The following is a 15865-nucleotide window of genomic DNA, read 5'->3' as shown; positions in this document are numbered from 1 at the left end:
CCTCAATGGCCCAGTCAGCCCGGCAGGGCCGGGCTTCCGCCTTTGTTTTTGGTCCCTCACACGCCGGGCGCGGGCATCCGCCCGCTTGGCTTACGTGCCCACGCGGGCACGGGGCCAGCCCGGACGCAAAAAAGCCCGGCGGTGTTTCGCGCCGGGCTTTTCCGTTTGTCAGCCAGCCTTACAGACCGGAGGAATCCCCGGCATCCGCCGCCGGTTCCTCGCCCACATACACCCCCAGCGAGCGGGCAGTGCGGACCAGTGTATCATTCGGGTCCAGCGAACAGGCCCCGATCGTCACCTTTTCCAGCGGCACCGCAACCACGCCACGGTTCTGCCAGCCGACCATATGATGGAACCGGCGCTCCGCCACCAGATCCACCGCATGGGTGCCGAATGCCGAAGCCAGAATGCGGTCGCGGGTTGATGGCGTGCCGCCGCGCTGGACGTGGCCCAGAATGGTGACCCGGGTTTCCGCCCCGGTCAGATCGGCAATTTTCTGCGTCAGATAATGGCCGATACCGCCATAGCGCTGCTCGCCGCCGACATGCGAAATGGTGGCGTTGGTGCCTTCGGCAGTCTTCACGCCCTCCGCCACCACCACCAGCGCATGGGTCCGGCCCCGGGCCAGTACCGAGCGGATCTTGCCCGCCACGCCATCCAGCGTATAGGGGATCTCCGGCACCAGCACCACATCGGCCCCGCCGGCAATCCCGGCGTTGATGGCAATGTGCCCGGCGTCCCGGCCCATCACTTCCAGAATCATCACCCGGTGATGGCTGGCCGCCGTCGGCTGCAGGCGGTCCAGCGCCTCGGTCACCACGTTGATCGAGGTGGCGAAACCGACCGCATATTCAGTGCCATGCACGTCGTTGTCGATGGTCTTCGGCACCCCGACCATGCCCAGACCCGCCTGCTGGCACAGCCGGGACAGAATGCGCATTGATCCGTCACCGCCGACCACCACCAGCGCATCCAGCCCCAGCATCCGCGCCCCTTCGGCAAACTCGCCGGAAAGATCGCGGAAGCTGCCGTCCGGCATCGGGAAGTTGAACGGGTCCCCCTTATTGGTGGTCCCCAGAAACGTGCCGCCTTCCCGCAGGGTGTTGCCAAGATTGGCCGGGCTCAGTTCCTGAAAGCGCAGCGGACGGCTGATCAGACCCATGCTGCCATCCTGAATGCCATAGACCTTCCAGCCGTAGCGTTCCACCGCCGCCGTGGTGACAGCACGGATCACCGCGTTCAGGCCCGCGCAGTCGCCGCCGCTGGTCATCACACCGATGGTCTTGATCTCTCTCATCCGCTGGTCCTTTCATCACACTGTCATCAGGGGGAAACCGGGTCATCAGGAAGAAACCTGGTAATCAGGAAGAAAACCGGGGGCATGCGGTACCGCAGTCCCACCCCGCCCCATAAGCCATACCGCGTCCGGCGCGAATGCTCCAGTGGCATTCCCATGACCGCCGTACGGTTTTCGCCGGACATACCGCTGACGGGCCTGTAAATCCTGCCCTATTTTTCCTGAAAATTGGTATAGTCTGTTCCGGTCGGCGGCATTTTCCGCCCCCACCCCGTTTTCAGCAGGGTTAAAAACAAGCATGATCGACGACGAAACCCAGTCCCGGCTGCTGGCCAGACTGGCGGAATTGAAGACCGAACACCGGGATCTGGATGACGTGATCGCCCGCCTGACGGAGCAGATGCCGTTTGACCAGTTGCAGGTGTCCCGCCTGAAAAAGCGCAAGCTGATCCTGAAGGATGAGATCATCAAGCTGGAAAGCGCGATGCTGCCTGACATTATCGCCTGACGCCCATGCGCCGTATGCCCCCCAAAGCAGCCGCCGCCCCGGCACAGGCACAGGCCGGGGATGCCCCGCCGCCGCCGCGCAACCTGATCACCCCGCACGGGCTGGAGCGCCTGCGCGGGGAATACAAAACCCTGTGGACGCAGGAACGCCCCAAGGTGGTCGAGGCGGTCTCCCGCGCTGCCGCCAATGGCGACCGGTCAGAGAACGGGGACTATATCTATGGTAAAAAGCGCCTGCGCGAGATTGACCGCCGCATCCGCTTTCTGACCAAGCGGCTGGACTGCGCCGAGGTGGTTGACCCCTCACAGCAGAAAAACCGCAGGCAGGTGTTCTTCGGGGCCACCGTCACCTATGTCAACACCCGCGATGAAGAGGTGACCGTCACCATCGTCGGGCAGGATGAGGCCGATATGACCGTCGGCAGCATCTCATGGCTGTCCCCGGTGGCGAAAGCCCTGATGAAAGCCGGGATCGGCGACACCGTGCCGGTACGCACCCCCGCCGGGACCGATATGCTGGAAGTGCTGGAAATCCGCTACCCGGACTGATCCCACCCCGCCTGTCTCCAGATCCGGTTTTACAGACCCGGATACAGCATCACCCCGGCGGCCGTGCGCGCCGGGGTGATGTCATTTCTGATGTCCCCTCTCCCCCGGCGGCTCCCAGACCATCGGGGAAAAGGCGGTCACCGGGGTGCCTTACTGCACCGCATCCTTCAGGCCCTTACCGGCCTTGAACTTCGGCTGCTTCGACGCCGGAATGGTGATCGGGTCGCCGGTGCGCGGATTGCGGCCTTCGCTGGCCGCACGCTCCGCCACCTCGAAAGTGCCGAAGCCGACCAGACGCACATCGTCCCCGGCCTTCAGCGCATCGGTGATCGCTGACAGCGTGGCGTCAAGCGCCTTACCGGCATCCGTCTTCGACAGGCCGCTTTTATCGGCAATAGCGGCAATCAGGTCATTTTTGTTCACGGGAAGCTCCCTTGGTCTTCATAGAGGCCGAGATTGGAAAAGGCCGGGTTTCGCCCCGGCACATGGTCTGAGGCGAAAGTGTAGGCACCGCCTGACGCATCCGTCAATCACCGACACCACAGAAAACCGGAGAATCCCGGCACTTTTCAAACAAAACAACCGGTTTTTCCGATCTCCATTTACGATGATTACAAATCCGGAAAACAACAATGCCCCCGGATCAGACCAAAGGACTGATACCGGAGGCATTATTGTTAACGTGAGCTGAAACGGTCCGGCCATACCAAGGGAGGGGGGGGGAGCTGTGACCTCCCCCGGTTCGGGCGGGGGCGATGCCCCCCTGCCCCTGCAACCGGCGCGACGGATCAGAGCTGCTTGAAGAAGTCGTTGCCCTTGTCATCGACGATGACAAAAGCCGGGAAGTTTTCCACCTCGATCTTCCACACCGCTTCCATCCCCAGTTCCGGGTATTCCAGCACCTCAACCTTCTTGATCGACTGCTGGGCCAGCTGGGCCGCCGCCCCGCCGATGGACCCGAGGTAGAAACCGCCGTACGCCTTACAGGCATCGGTCACCGCCTGCCCGCGGTTGCCCTTGGCGACCATCACCATCGACCCGCCATGCTTCTGGAACAGGTCAACATAGGCATCCATGCGCCCGGCGGTGGTCGGCCCGAACGAGCCCGAGGCATACCCTTCCGGGGTCTTGGCCGGACCGGCGTAATACACCGGATGGTTCTTGAAGTAGTCCGGCAGCCCGGCCCCGGAATCCAGCCGTTCCTTCAGCTTGGCGTGGGCGATGTCACGGGCGACGATCATGGTGCCGGTCAGGTTGACGCGGGTCTTGATCGGGTACTGCGACAGGGTGGCGCGGATCTGGTCCATCGGCTGGTTGAGGTCGATGTTGACCACGGTTTCCGACAGCTTATCAATCCGCACTTCAGGCATGTACTTGGCCGGATCGGTTTCCAGCGCCTCAAGGAACAGGCCGTCCTTGGTGATCTTGCCCCACATCTGGCGGTCAGCCGAGCAGGACACGCCGATGGCGACCGGACAGCTGGCACCGTGGCGCGGCAGGCGGATCACCCGCACATCGTGACAGAAATACTTGCCGCCGAACTGGGCACCGATGCCCAGCGTGCGGGTCATCTCCAGAATCTGCTGTTCCAGCTCCAGATCGCGGATGGCATGGCCGAACTTGCCACCCTTGGTCGGCAGACCGTCGAGGTAGCGGGCGGACGCCAGCTTGACCGTCTTCAGCGCGGTTTCAGCAGAGGTCCCGCCGATCACCACCGCCAGATGGTACGGCGGGCAGGCCGAGGTACCAAGGTACTGCACCTTCTCACGCAGGAACTTTTCCATGCTGGCCGGGTTGAGTACGGCCTTGGTTTCCTGAAACAGGAAGGTTTTGTTGGCCGAGCCGCCGCCCTTGGCCATGAACATGAACTTGTAGGCACCGCCTTCGGTGGCGTACAGGTCGATCTGGGCCGGCAGGTTGTTGCCGGTGTTCACCTCGTCAAAGGCGTTCACCGGGCTCATCTGCGAGTAACGCAGGTTGAGGCGGGTATAGGCCTCAGCCACCCCTTCGGACAGGTACAGGGCATCATTGGCCCCGGTCCAGACCCGCTGGCCTTTCTTGCCCATAATGATGGCCGTACCGGTATCCTGACACATCGGCAGAATACCGCTGGCGGAGATATTGGCGTTCTTCAGCAGCTCCAGCGCCACAAAGCGGTCATTCGGCGACGCTTCCGGGTCGTCGATGATGGCGCGCAGCTGGGCCAGATGGCCGGGGCGCAGCAGGTGGGACACATCGCGGAAAGCCTCGGCCGACAGCCGGGTCAGCGCCTGCGGGTCAACCACCACCATATCCTGACCGGCAAACTTTTCAGTGGTGACGAAATCGCCATCCAGCTTGCGGTACGGGGTGGTGTCATCGGACAGCGGAAACATCTCGGCAAAGGCGGCGTCGATCATGGCGGCTTTCCTGAAGTTGGCCCGGAACAGACAGGCGGCGGACGGTCTGCCCCGGTTCTTCTGGCCTCTCCCGCCAGCCTGCCCACCCGGGTAGGTTCAGAACCCGGTGCGGCACCCCGTCCGGTGATGGGACAGGGTATAGACCAAGCAGGCTGATCCGTCCAGCCCGGCTGCCGGGAAGAGAGGTTTTTGGGTGTCTGGGATTTTGGTCTTTGCCCCTCAAAACGGCGGGCGGGGGCATCCGCCCCCCCCTTGCCGCCCCCCTTGCCTCATGGGCCCACACGCCCACGGGCCCTCAATGGGCCAGTAGGCACGGCTCCGCCGTACTTCCGGTTTTCAGACCGCCGGGCGGGGGGTGGGCAGCGGGCGGGCGAACCAGTCCAGCACCAGCGCCAGCACCGCCATCGCGGCAAAACCACCAAACCCGACCAGCAGATCAGCCATCAGCGTCGATCCCGCCACGGTCGCCAGTGCATCCGCCACCGGCACCAGCACCACCCCGGCGCAGAACACCGGCAACGACCGCCGCCCCATCGCCTGCAACAGCCGGGCGGGCAGCGCCGCAGTCCACCGCCCGGCAGGCACCCACACCGCCGCCAGCCATGCCAGCAGCAGAAAATGGATCAGCCGCAGGATATCCAGATTGGTTTTATCAATCGGGTACAGCCAGTGTGCCACCGCCTGCGGCATCACCTGGTCATGCAGGTCCGGCACCCGCCAGCTGAAGGCCAGCGCCGCCGCGGCCACCAGCAGCATCGCCGCCGCCGCCTGCGCCGGGCGCGACGCCAGCAGGCCGGTCAGGCGCTGCCCGTGCAGTGCCGCCAGCGCCCCGATGAAAAACAGGAACTGCCACGCCAGCGGATTGAAAAACCAGCCGGGATCCCCAAACCGTGACGGCCAGCGCAGATCCGGCCACAGCGCATACAGCAGCCCGGACAGTGCCAGCAGCAGCAGCGGGCGATGCACCAGCAGCGGCAGCGCCGCCCCCATCGCCAGCACCAGCACAATATACAGCGGCAACGGGTCCAGCAGCACTGGCCGGAAGCGCAGCAGCACTGCATCGACCAGCACCCGGTCCGGTGCCGTCAGAAACGTCTCAAGATGCATCTCGCTGATAAAATCACGGGTCTCAACATGGGCATTGGCGACAAACACCACCGCCATCAGCAGCACCATCAGAAAGATATGGGCCACATACAGGGTTGCCGCCCGCTTCAGAATCCGCTGGCAGGCCACCGCATACCCCTGCCGCAGCAGCAGCGGCCCCCATGCCTTCGCCGCGCCGAACCCGGCCAGAAACACAAACAGCTCCGCCGCATCGGACAGGCCGATGTTGCGCAGCGTCAGCTCCCCCAGCCGGTTGCCGGGGATGTGATCCCAGAAAATGAACACCAGCGCCAGACCGCGCCAGAAATCAATCCGTGGATCCCGCATCGCTCCACCCCACCCCACACAGTGTTTCAGTCCTGCCGGGCCTCACGCTCCTGTGGCCCGGCAGGTCTTAACTCTTCGGGAAAGATGGCAAAACAATGACAGGGTGCAGGGTTATGCGGTTTGCAGCTGCCCGAGGAAGCGCGCCAGCGTCCGGCGCAGGCTGTCGGCCACCTCTGACAGGTCTTCCGCCGCCGTCAGCACCACCCCGGCAGTGCGCCCGGTTTCGGCGGTGGAGGCTGCGACCTCGCCGATCGTCCCCGCCACATCGTCGGTATTTCCGGCGGCATGTTCCGCCTGCCGGGCGATCTCGGTGGTGGCGGCGGCCTGCTGCTCCACCGTCTCAAGAATGGCGGAGCTGATGGCGCTGATGTCGGCAATGGTGCGGCTGATGTCGCCTATCGCCCGCACCGCCTGCCCGGTGGCGTCTTGCACTGTCTCAATCTGGGCGGCAATGGTGCCGGTGGCCCGGGCGGTCTGGTTCGCCAGCAGCTTGACCTCGTTGGCAACCACGGCAAAGCCCTTGCCCGCATTCCCGGCGCGGGCCGCTTCGATCGTCGCGTTCAGGGCCAGCAGATTGGTGCGGTCGGCGATGTCGGTGATCACCCGCACCACCGCCCCGATTTCCGTCACCGCCCGGCTGAGGCTGGTCACCGTGCGGGTGGAATGATCGGCTGCCGCGCAAGCCTGCCCGGCAATCGCCGCCGCCCGCGAGATCTGTTCCGCCACCCGGCCGATGGAGGTGTTCATCCCCTCCGCCGCCGCCGCCACACTGCGGACCCTGGCACTGGCACTGTCAGAGGCAACCGAGACGGCGCGGGTGCGGTCCGCCGTCAGGTCTGCCACCCCGGCCATGCTGCGGGCTGCGCTCTCCAGCCCCTGCGCCGAATGCAGCACCCGGGCCAGCAATTCTTCCGCTGCGGCATCAAATTCGCGGGCAATACTGCTGACCGTGTTGCCCCGTGTCTCGTGAGTGCGGCGGGCAGCCTCCACCTCTCCGGCGTGGTGCTCGGCCTGAACAAGCGCCTGCCGCGCCTGCGCCACCGACTGCGCCGCTGCGGTGAAGGACTGCCGCACCCGGTGGGTCAGGCGGATCAGCAGCCCGGCCTCAAACGCCATCACCAGCGCATGGATGCCCACATCAGCCAGACCGGCCTGCGGCGGGTACAGCACACCGGGCAAAGCCGCCACCCCGGCGGTCAGCATCATCAGGCTGGCCGCCACCATCAGGCAGGTCACCCGCCAGTCGCACCAGATCGCCGTCGCCGCCAGCAGCGGGAAAAAATACATCCGTGCATGGTCCTGCCACGGTGTGCCCGCCGTCAGCGCCGTAAACAGCACCGGCAGCACCGCCATGATCAGCGCGCTGGCCAGCCGGAACGGCAGGCCGACCGGATCCTGCCGCCGGGCCACCGTGCCCGCCAGCGCCACCCCGCCGGAAACAGCCAGCGCGGTTTCAACCGATCCGCCGACCGCCTGTGCCAGCAGCCCTGCCGCCGCCACATGCGCCCACATCACCGGAAAAAGTATGCGGCTGAGGTTCTGCCGCAGAGCATTCAACTCTGGCACATCCAAGGCTGCCATATCCTGATCCTCTTGGCCTGTTTCCTGCCGGTCCCTGTGTGCGGGTCCGGCCCCTGTTCCGCCCCGGCCTCTTATCCGGGCCGGTGACGTGGTCGCACCGGGCGCAATAAAACCACCCGGACAGAGAGAAACAGTACCGAAAGTTTCGTGATATGTCCTATAAGGAATCAAGATTCCTGATGCGCAAAAGTATTAGCCTATAGGGAATTTAGATGACGTAATGGTCATGCCTTTTCCGGCGGGTCCGGCAACAGCAGCAAAATCAGTCCGGCAAAGGCCGCCGCCCCGGCCAGCAGGGACAGCAACAAGGTAAAATCACCGGTCCAGCCGCGCAGCAGCGCCACCATCGGCACCCCAAGACTGCTGATGCCAAACGACAGCAGATATTTGCCGCCAAACACCGTGCCCCGCCAGCGGGATGGGGTAAACCGGGCAATCAGCGCATTTTCTGCCGGAAAACTGCCGGTATTCAGCATCACCATCAGCATCACCGCCCCCAGCAGGGGCAGGCCGCTGGCCAGCGTTGCCAGTGCCAGCAACGGCGCCTGCAACATCAGGGTGCCCAGATACACCCACTTCAGCGGGTAGCGGTCGGCCAGCACCCCGCAGGCAACCTGCATGACAGCCGCAAAGCCATAGACCAGCATCACCGCCAGACCGGGGCCGAACGCGCCATCCCCCAGCAGCCCGCCGGACAGGGCATCGCCCACCGCCCGCTCTTCAAACAGCTTGGGCAAAGCAGCCTGCGTTGACTGATAAATCAGGCCCCCGCACACCATCGACAGGGCCAGCAGCACAAAGGCCCGCTGCCATCCGTCCGGGGCCGTTCCGTCAGCCGCTGCCGCACCATCGCGGCGGCGGCCTTCCCCGGCGGGAATGCGCCCGGCCCGGGCCGCCTGCGTGAACAACACGCCGGTCACCAGCAGGGCCAGCCCCGGCACCATGAAAGCCGCCCGCCAGCCGAAACCGTCAATCAGCGCCCCGGCCATCACCGCCCCCAGCGCCGGGCCAAGGCTGCCAAACACCCCGTTAACCCCCAGCGCCTTACCCTGCCGGGCCGAGGCTGAAATCACCCAGGCGATACCGACCGGGTGATAAATGGCGGCAAACAGCCCCCAGGCCGCCAGCGCCGCCGCCATCTGCCATGGCGTCTGGCTCAGGCCGGTGGCGATGATCGCCAGCCCCATCCCGAAGAAATAAATCCCCATCAGGGTCAGCGTCCCCCAGCGGTCAGCCAGCCACCCGGCCAGCGGTGCCGCCAGCCCGGTCAGCACCTTACCGCCCAGAATCAGCGGCAGAACCGCCTCATACGGCATGCCAAACACCGTCGGCAGCACCAGCGCCACCACATAAAAGGCCGGCTCGACCAGATGGTTGAAAAAGTGGGCAATCCCGGCAAAGGCGGTGACGGCCCGCGCCCCGTCCGGCGGGGCGGCAGATGTGGCAGCAGTGGTCATAACGGTTCCTCCCCATCCGGCAGCGCGCATCTGCCGGGTTTTATGGCCGTTTTACCGGGCCTGAACGCAATCGGGCGGAACCTTCCGGCCCCGCCCGAGACTGTGCAAAGACCCGTTCCCAGATGCCGGATCAGACGTTCAGCAGCAGGAACTCACGTTCCCACGAGCTGATAACATCCTGATAGGCATCCCATTCCGCCCACTTCACGGCGGCGAAGGCAGAACAGAAGGTATCGCCGAACAGGTCATGCAGGCGTTTGGCCTGCTGGAACTTTTCAATCGCGTCCGGCAGATGCTTCGGCAGGGCGTGGGCCTTGGTATAGCCCGAGCCGCTGATCGGCTTTGACGGATCGTGGCGGTCAATCATGCCGAGATAACCGCACAGCAGCGACGCGGCAATGGCAAGGTAGGGGTTGGCATCCGCCCCCGACAGCCGGTTTTCGATGCGGGTATTGCGGGCGTCGGAATTGGGCACCCGCAGCCCGACCGTCCGGTTATCCCGGCCCCAGTGCATGTTGATCGGTGCCGAGAAGTTTTTCACCAGACGGCGGTAGCTGTTGACGTGCGGGGCCAGCAGCAGCATCGCCTGCGGCAGATACTTTTGCAGGCCGCCGATGTGCCAGCGGAACAGATCACTTTCCAGCCCGTCATCGGTGATGAACAGGCTTTTGCCGGTCAGCCCGTCCACCACCGACTGGTGGATGTGCATGGCGCTGCCCGGCTGGCCCTGCAACGGCTTGGCCATGAAGGTGGCGTACACATTATGCCGCAGGGCGGTCTGGTGGACCGTCCGCTTGAACAGGAACACCTGATCGGCCAGACTCAGCGGGTCGCCATGCTCAAAGTTGATCTCCATCTGCGCCGCGCCGGATTCATGGTGCAGGGTGTCAACATCCAGCCCCTGCGCCTCGGCGTAGTCGTAGACGTCCTCAAACAGCGGATCGAACTCGTTGACGGCGTCGATGCCAAAGGCCTGACGGCCGATTTCCGGGCGACCGGAACGGCCCACCGGCGGCTCCAGCGGGTAATCGGGATCGGTGTTGATTTTGACGAGGTAGAATTCCAGCTCCGGCGCGATCACCGGCTTCCAGTTCTTTTCCTCATACAGGCGCAGCACGCGGCGCAGCACCTGCCGGGGGGCCATGTCCACCGGGCTGCCGTCGCGGTAAAAACAGTCGTTGATCACCTGCGCCGTCGGCTCGTTATACCACGGCACAACGCGCACGGTGGCCGGGTCGGGGCGCAGATACATATCCTGATCGACGTCCTCCATCACATCTTCTTCCGGGTAATCCCCGGTGATGGTCTGGATGAACAGGCTTTCCGGCAGGCGCAGGCCGCGGTCGCGCAGGCCGGAAATGAATTTGTGCGCGGGCAGGATCTTCCCGCGCGGCACCCCGGCCATATCCGGGACAAGACACTCGACTTCAGTAATGCCCCGTTCCTGAATCCAGGAAATCAGGTCTTCAGTTGTCTGGACGCCCGGTGTCTCAGGCTCCACAGACGCCGGAATACCCGTGGTGTCACCCGTGGTACCGGCTTTGCTCGCGGACATGAAATGCCTCTTTGCAAGAGAGATTAAAACAGTTCGACTATACCCGTCGAAACGGCCTTTGCGAAGCGGGGACCGCACAGCCGCCGCCCGGTCAGAGAAGAATTCGGCAGACTCCGCCGGGGCAGGCCGGGGATTGCGTTAAATTCTCTGGATAACAGGGGAAACCGCCCGCAATCAGCTTGATCTTCCCGGCAAGGGACGGGATTATATACCCATGCGGCGGCATCGGGATTTGTGCGCCGCGACAAACGCCGCAGGCTGATGAAAGGGCCCTTGTTTATGGACTACATGACACTGACAGTTGTCACCATCGGTGTCGCCGCTGTTGTGGTTCTGGGCTTCTTTCTGATCTCGTACATGTCAAATCTGGTCAAAAACGCCTACCAGATCAAGGTCGAGATGCGCAACGACATGGAGGCTAACTTCCGCAAGATTGAGGAAGAGCTGACCAAAAAGTCGAAGTGGATGCGCGCCGAGCTGGGCGAAGACGTCAGCAAGATGAAAACCAGCGTCGAAAGCGAGAACGACCGCCGCCTGACCACCATTGAAAGCCGCCTGAAAGAAACCGTCGCCCAGCTGGATGATCTGGTGCGCGGCGAACGGAAGGACATGCGGCAGGCGGTGGAATCGATCCAGCGCCGTCTTGGGACCATCGAGCAGGATATCACCAACCTGAAGGATGAGGCAGCCCGCCGCGCCGCCATCGCCCGCAGCCGCAAGCCGGAAGACCTGCAGCCCCCGGCGCGCCAGCCCGCCCGGCCCCCGGCGGCACCCCCGGCGAAACCGGCTGCAGGAACACCCCCGGCCCCCACACCGCAGACAGCCGCACCGCAGGCCGCCGCAGCCCCGCCCCCTGCCGCCGCCGCCGCACCGGAAGCTGCCCCGGCAGCCAAGCCCGGCACCGCCCAGCGGATTGAGCTGATCGAGTTTGACGACTGATCCCTGATCTGGCCGCCCCAAAACAAGACAGCCGCGCGGACCTTCTCCGGCGGCTGTTTCTGTATCCTTAGCCCTTCAGCAAGGATCAGCGGGTTCCGGCATATTTCGCACAGAACGCTTCCGCTGTCAGACTGCGGAAATCCGGCAGCGCCGCCGTCAGGGTGGCGTGGTCCCAGTCCCACCAGCGCAGATCCAGCAGGGCCGCCCGCACTGCCTCGGGAAAGCGGTAGCGCAGCACCGTGCCGGGCATGCCGGTGACGATGGCATACTCCGGCACATCGCGCGTCACCACCGCGCCGGAGCCGATGACAGCGCCAATGCCGACCTTCACCCCGCCCTTGATCACCACGCCATGGCCGATCCATGCGTCATGGCCGATCTCGACCGGGCTGGATCGCCGCCAGTCAAAGAAGGCGTCATCATCCTGCCCCATACCGTACATCTCAGAGCGATAGAGGAAATGATGCTGGCTGGCCCGCTGCATCGGGTGCTGACCGGGGTTGATCCGGGTATGGGCGGCGATGTTGGCGAACTTACCAACCCGGGTGTAAATGATTTCGCTGTCATTCACGACGTAAGAATAATCGTCCATCACCGTCTCGGTGACCGAGGTGCGGGCCCCGACCTCGCAGAAGCGGCCAAAGGTGCAGTCCCGCACCTCCGCCGTCGGGTCAATCCACGGGGCATCGCCCAAAGTCTTGGCGGTCATCGTAAGTCTCCTGTCATCGTCTGGGCTGACATGCGCCCATAGAAAAGGCGGGCTCTGCCCGCCACCCGCCGGAGGAAAATCTCCGGACCTCTTTTTCTTTTATGAGGACACGAAAGGGAGGGTGTGAGAGGCCGGGCCTCCCGCACAGGAGCCAGCCGGGATCTTGTCCACGCTTTTTGCCCCCCTCCCGGGAGGGGGGCACCCCGTTTTCCCGTTACAGGAACAGTTTGCGCAGGCGCTGGCTGAGAACATCCAGCAGCGAGACGGTGACGATAATCACCAGCATCACCCCGGCGGTTTCGCCGTAATAGAAGCCGCGCACATATTCCCACAGCAGCTGACCGACGCCCCCGGCCCCGACGATGCCCAGCACGGTGGCGGACCTGACGTTGGACTCAAACCGGTACAGCGAATAGCTGACCCACAGCGGCAAAACCTGCGGAATAACGCCGAAAATCACTTCCTGCAGCCAGTTGGCCCCGGTGGCGCGGATCCCTTCGACCGGGCGCGGGTCCATGCTTTCCACCGCTTCTGAAAACAGCTTGGCCAGCACCCCGGTGGTGTGGATGAACAGCGCCAGCACCCCGGCAAACGGCCCCAGCCCCACCGCCACCACGAACAGCATGGCAAACACCATCTCGTTGATGGCGCGGAAGGCATCCATCAGGCGGCGCATCGGCTGGTAGACGTACCATGGCACCAGATTTTCTGAACACAGGATGCCACAGGGGATCGACAGCACCACCGCCAGCACCGTGCCCCACAGGGCAATCTGTACGGTGACGACCATCTCACTCAGATAAGCCTGCCAGTCCCCGAACTTGGGCGGAAAGAACCCGGCCCCGAACAGCAGCATGTTGTCGCTGTAGGTGATCAGGTCGCCGGGGCGCATATCCGCCCCTTCCCACGACCAGCCGAGCAGGGCCAGCACCACGGCCCAGCCGAGATAATAGCCAAGGGACTGACGCAGCGGTTTATGCGGAACCGCAACCGGCGGCGTGGCGGCGTAGGAAGCCATTGAACGATCCTGTCTGAAAAATCATCATCTTGGGGAGGAAACGGGGGCACCCCGGCCAGAACACACCAGCCGGAATACCCCCGCAGCATCACATCAGGGCTTACAGACCGGCCTTGGCAGCCTGCGCCTTCAGGTCTTCCAGCTTGGCATCAAGTTCAGCCAGCTTGGCGGTGCGGTCAGCATCAGACAGGGTGGTATCCCCGGCGATCTTGGCGCGGTCTTTGAACAGGGTCAGCTGACGGATCGGGATCAGCTGATAATCGCCGGACTTGCGGAACTGCCCCCAGGTCAGGCCTTTCAGCACCGCCAGTTCACGCTCGGCTTCGGCCTTGTCGCCGTTGGCACCGTAGGTCAGGAAGAAGTCAGAGATCTTCTTCTTGTCGGCATCGTCCAGATCCTTCCGCCACGCAATCGGGTCAGCCGGGATCAGCGGCGACTTCCACAGCACCTTGACGTTTTCAATCGCCTGCGGATTGGTCTTCTTCAGGCGGTCGAAGTTTTCGGTGTTGTTGGTGGCGATATCCACCTGCTTGTTGGCGACCGCCATCAGGTTGGTTTCATGGTTGGCGGAACGGACGTTCTTAAAGCAGTCCTTCGGGTCCACGTTGTTCTGGGAGAACACGTAGTAGCTGGGAACCAGAAACCCCGAGGTGGAGTTGGGATCACCGTTGCCGAAGGTCTGCGACTTGTCGCACTTCAGCACGTCCTTCAGGTCGTTCAGCGGGCTGTCCTTGTGGGCGATCAGCAGCGACCAGTACCCCGGCGCCCCGTCAGAGGCGGCGGTCTGCACGAACACCTCGGCATTGGCGCGGTCAACCGCCTCCATCGCCGCCTTGTTGCCCAGCCACGCCACATCAACCTTCTTAAAGCGCATGCCTTCGATCACCCCGGCATAGTCGGGGGCGAAGAACGCCTTCACCTTAACGCCCAGCTTCTTTTCCATATCGACCAGGAACGGGTCCCACATGGTCTTCAGGTTCTGGGTGCTTTCGGTGGAAATGATGCCGAAGTTGATTTCTTTCAGGGCTTCGGCGTGGGCAACCGGGGTCATCACCACGGCAACGGCCGCAGCCGTGAGCAGAGTGCGGAACATAAGACGGTCTCCGGGTTGGGTAAGACACGGACAGAGAGGGATAAACAGAAACGGGAAGAGTGCGGCGGGGCCCCTGTCCCCCGTAACGGCGTGTTACGGGGCAACCATCGCCAGAGCACCCCCGGCCACTGACGGATCAGCGGGCTTGCCGTCTCCGGCGGCAAGCGGGGCCGGATCTTCACCGGCCCCCGGGCGGCTGGTGCGGCCAAGGAGGAGATCCTCGCTTTCCGCGCCATACAGTTCGCGCAGGAAATCAGGGGTCAGGGCCGACGACGGGCCGTCATAAACCACCTGTCCGTCACGCATGGCGACGGTGCGCGGGCAATATTTGATGGCGTAATCAACCTGATGCAGCGACACCAGCACGGTGATGCCCCGGTCACGGTTGATCTGCGCCAGCGTATCCATCACCCGGGTCGAAGACGCCGGGTCGAGAGAGGCAATCGGCTCATCCGCCAGCAGGACCTGTGCCTGCTGCACCAGCGCACGGGCGATGGCGGCGCGCTGCTGCTGCCCGCCGGACAGGGTCGAGGCCCGCTGCAGCGCATAGGGCGCAATGCCGACCGCATTCAGGGCGTCCATCGCCTTCTGCTTTTCAGCGTGGGTAAACAGGCCAAGGCAGCCGCGCCATGCCGGGATACGGCCCAGAAACCCCAGCATCACGTTGGTCAGCACCGTCAGGCGCGACACCAGATTAAACTGCTGGAACACAAAGCCAAGGTCAGCCCGCACACTGCGGATCGACCCGGCGATGCGGCCATCCTTCTGCACCACCTTGCCCAGAACGGACACCACGGACGGCTCCTGTTCCGCCGCCGGGCGGCTGCCGGCCACCAGACCGGCGATATGACGCAGCAGGGTCGACTTGCCGGAGCCTGACGCCCCGATCAGCGCCACCATCTCCCCCGGAGCAATCGTCAGCGATACGCCGTCCAGCGCCTTACGGTCGGACAGGAAGGACTTGCTGAGGTTGGAGACATAAATCGCTGTCACGGGCACAACTCCACATCGGATCAGGATGACACGTCAGCCCGCCGGACAGACCGGGCGGCGACAGGAGTGGTCTTACCGATGATCCGTGACAGTTCGATTTCAGCGATGTGAAGCTTTGTTTAATCATGCGGAAACAATCATAAACCGGCGGAAATACTGAACTTCAGGCCGCTCAACCGGCCCAGCGCCCTAGACAGGATCGCGATTTGTTTAGGTTTCAGCAGGACAGAGACCGCACCAATCACACTTTTGTCCCCTGCCTGCGACATCTTTCAGACCGGAGCGGGGATTTCACCCAATCTTGCAAGGGTCTGCGGTCGTCGTTATCTCTGTC

The 15865-nt window shown here is 63.8% G+C and carries 14 protein-coding genes; 3 read left to right on the top strand and 11 right to left on the bottom strand.

Annotated features, from left to right (window positions below; all coding sequences use genetic code 11):
• Nucleotides 1–178 precede the first annotated feature (178 nt).
• Nucleotides 179–1297: an ATP-dependent 6-phosphofructokinase gene (locus tag G365_RS0107240; RefSeq protein WP_019644846.1), complete on the bottom strand. Its 1119-nt coding sequence runs from the start codon at nt 1295–1297 to the stop codon at nt 179–181.
• Between the two features lie 298 nt (nt 1298–1595).
• Here G365_RS0107240 and G365_RS0107235 point away from each other — a divergent pair, with 298 nt between their 5' ends.
• Together G365_RS0107235 and greB are read left to right on the top strand one after the other, a co-directional pair.
• Complete coding sequence (locus tag G365_RS0107235) at nt 1596–1805, top strand: YdcH family protein (RefSeq protein WP_019644845.1); 210 nt, start codon at nt 1596–1598, stop codon at nt 1803–1805.
• Between the two features lie 5 nt (nt 1806–1810).
• Nucleotides 1811–2353, top strand: coding sequence for a transcription elongation factor GreB (greB, locus tag G365_RS0107230; RefSeq protein WP_019644844.1), 543 nt, complete (start codon nt 1811–1813; stop codon nt 2351–2353).
• 150 nt (nt 2354–2503) lie between these two features.
• On the opposite strand, the gene G365_RS0107225 is transcribed toward greB, so the two are convergent.
• The 6 genes from G365_RS0107225 to G365_RS0107200 all read right to left on the bottom strand — a co-directional run bounded on the left by G365_RS0107225 (nt 2504) and on the right by G365_RS0107200 (nt 10779).
• Nucleotides 2504–2776: an HU family DNA-binding protein gene (locus G365_RS0107225; protein WP_019644843.1), complete on the bottom strand. Its 273-nt coding sequence runs from the start codon at nt 2774–2776 to the stop codon at nt 2504–2506.
• Between the two features lie 365 nt (nt 2777–3141).
• Nucleotides 3142–4752, bottom strand: a complete 1611-nt coding sequence (locus G365_RS0107220) for a fumarate hydratase (protein ID WP_019644842.1) — start codon at nt 4750–4752, stop codon at nt 3142–3144.
• Between the two features lie 336 nt (nt 4753–5088).
• Nucleotides 5089–6186, bottom strand: a complete 1098-nt coding sequence (locus tag G365_RS0107215; RefSeq protein WP_019644841.1) for an OpgC family protein — start codon at nt 6184–6186, stop codon at nt 5089–5091.
• Between the two features lie 111 nt (nt 6187–6297).
• Nucleotides 6298–7767, bottom strand: coding sequence for a methyl-accepting chemotaxis protein (locus G365_RS0107210; protein WP_019644840.1), 1470 nt, complete (start codon nt 7765–7767; stop codon nt 6298–6300).
• 224 nt (nt 7768–7991) lie between these two features.
• On the bottom strand, nt 7992–9224 hold the full coding sequence (locus G365_RS0107205; RefSeq protein ID WP_019644839.1) for an MFS transporter: 1233 nt from the start codon (nt 9222–9224) through the stop codon (nt 7992–7994).
• 130 nt (nt 9225–9354) lie between these two features.
• On the bottom strand, nt 9355–10779 hold the full coding sequence (locus G365_RS0107200) for a glutamine synthetase family protein (RefSeq protein WP_019644838.1): 1425 nt from the start codon (nt 10777–10779) through the stop codon (nt 9355–9357).
• 279 nt (nt 10780–11058) lie between these two features.
• Between G365_RS0107200 and G365_RS0107195 the strand changes: the two genes are divergently transcribed.
• Nucleotides 11059–11718, top strand: coding sequence for a hypothetical protein (locus tag G365_RS0107195; protein WP_019644837.1), 660 nt, complete (start codon nt 11059–11061; stop codon nt 11716–11718).
• An 85-nt stretch (nt 11719–11803) separates the two neighbouring features.
• On the opposite strand, the gene G365_RS0107190 is transcribed toward G365_RS0107195, so the two are convergent.
• The 4 genes from G365_RS0107190 to phnC all read right to left on the bottom strand — a co-directional run bounded on the left by G365_RS0107190 (nt 11804) and on the right by phnC (nt 15531).
• Nucleotides 11804–12427 (bottom strand): LbetaH domain-containing protein, encoded by a 624-nt coding sequence (locus G365_RS0107190; RefSeq protein ID WP_019644836.1) that lies wholly within the window; start codon nt 12425–12427, stop codon nt 11804–11806.
• Between the two features lie 214 nt (nt 12428–12641).
• Nucleotides 12642–13445: a phosphonate ABC transporter, permease protein PhnE gene (gene phnE, locus G365_RS0107185; protein WP_019644835.1), complete on the bottom strand. Its 804-nt coding sequence runs from the start codon at nt 13443–13445 to the stop codon at nt 12642–12644.
• A 100-nt stretch (nt 13446–13545) separates the two neighbouring features.
• Nucleotides 13546–14538 carry a phosphonate ABC transporter substrate-binding protein gene (gene phnD, locus G365_RS0107180; RefSeq protein ID WP_019644834.1) on the bottom strand — a complete coding sequence of 331 codons (993 nt, stop codon included), beginning with the start codon at nt 14536–14538 and terminating at the stop codon, nt 13546–13548.
• 93 nt (nt 14539–14631) lie between these two features.
• Nucleotides 14632–15531: a phosphonate ABC transporter ATP-binding protein gene (gene phnC, locus G365_RS20675; protein WP_019644833.1), complete on the bottom strand. Its 900-nt coding sequence runs from the start codon at nt 15529–15531 to the stop codon at nt 14632–14634.
• Between the last annotated feature and the right edge of the window lie 334 nt (nt 15532–15865).

The sequence above is a fragment of the Novispirillum itersonii subsp. itersonii ATCC 12639 genome, assembly GCF_000381985.1.
GTDB lineage: Bacteria > Pseudomonadota > Alphaproteobacteria > Rhodospirillales > Rhodospirillaceae > Novispirillum > Novispirillum itersonii.
This window is presented reverse-complemented; position numbering and strand designations above follow the sequence as displayed.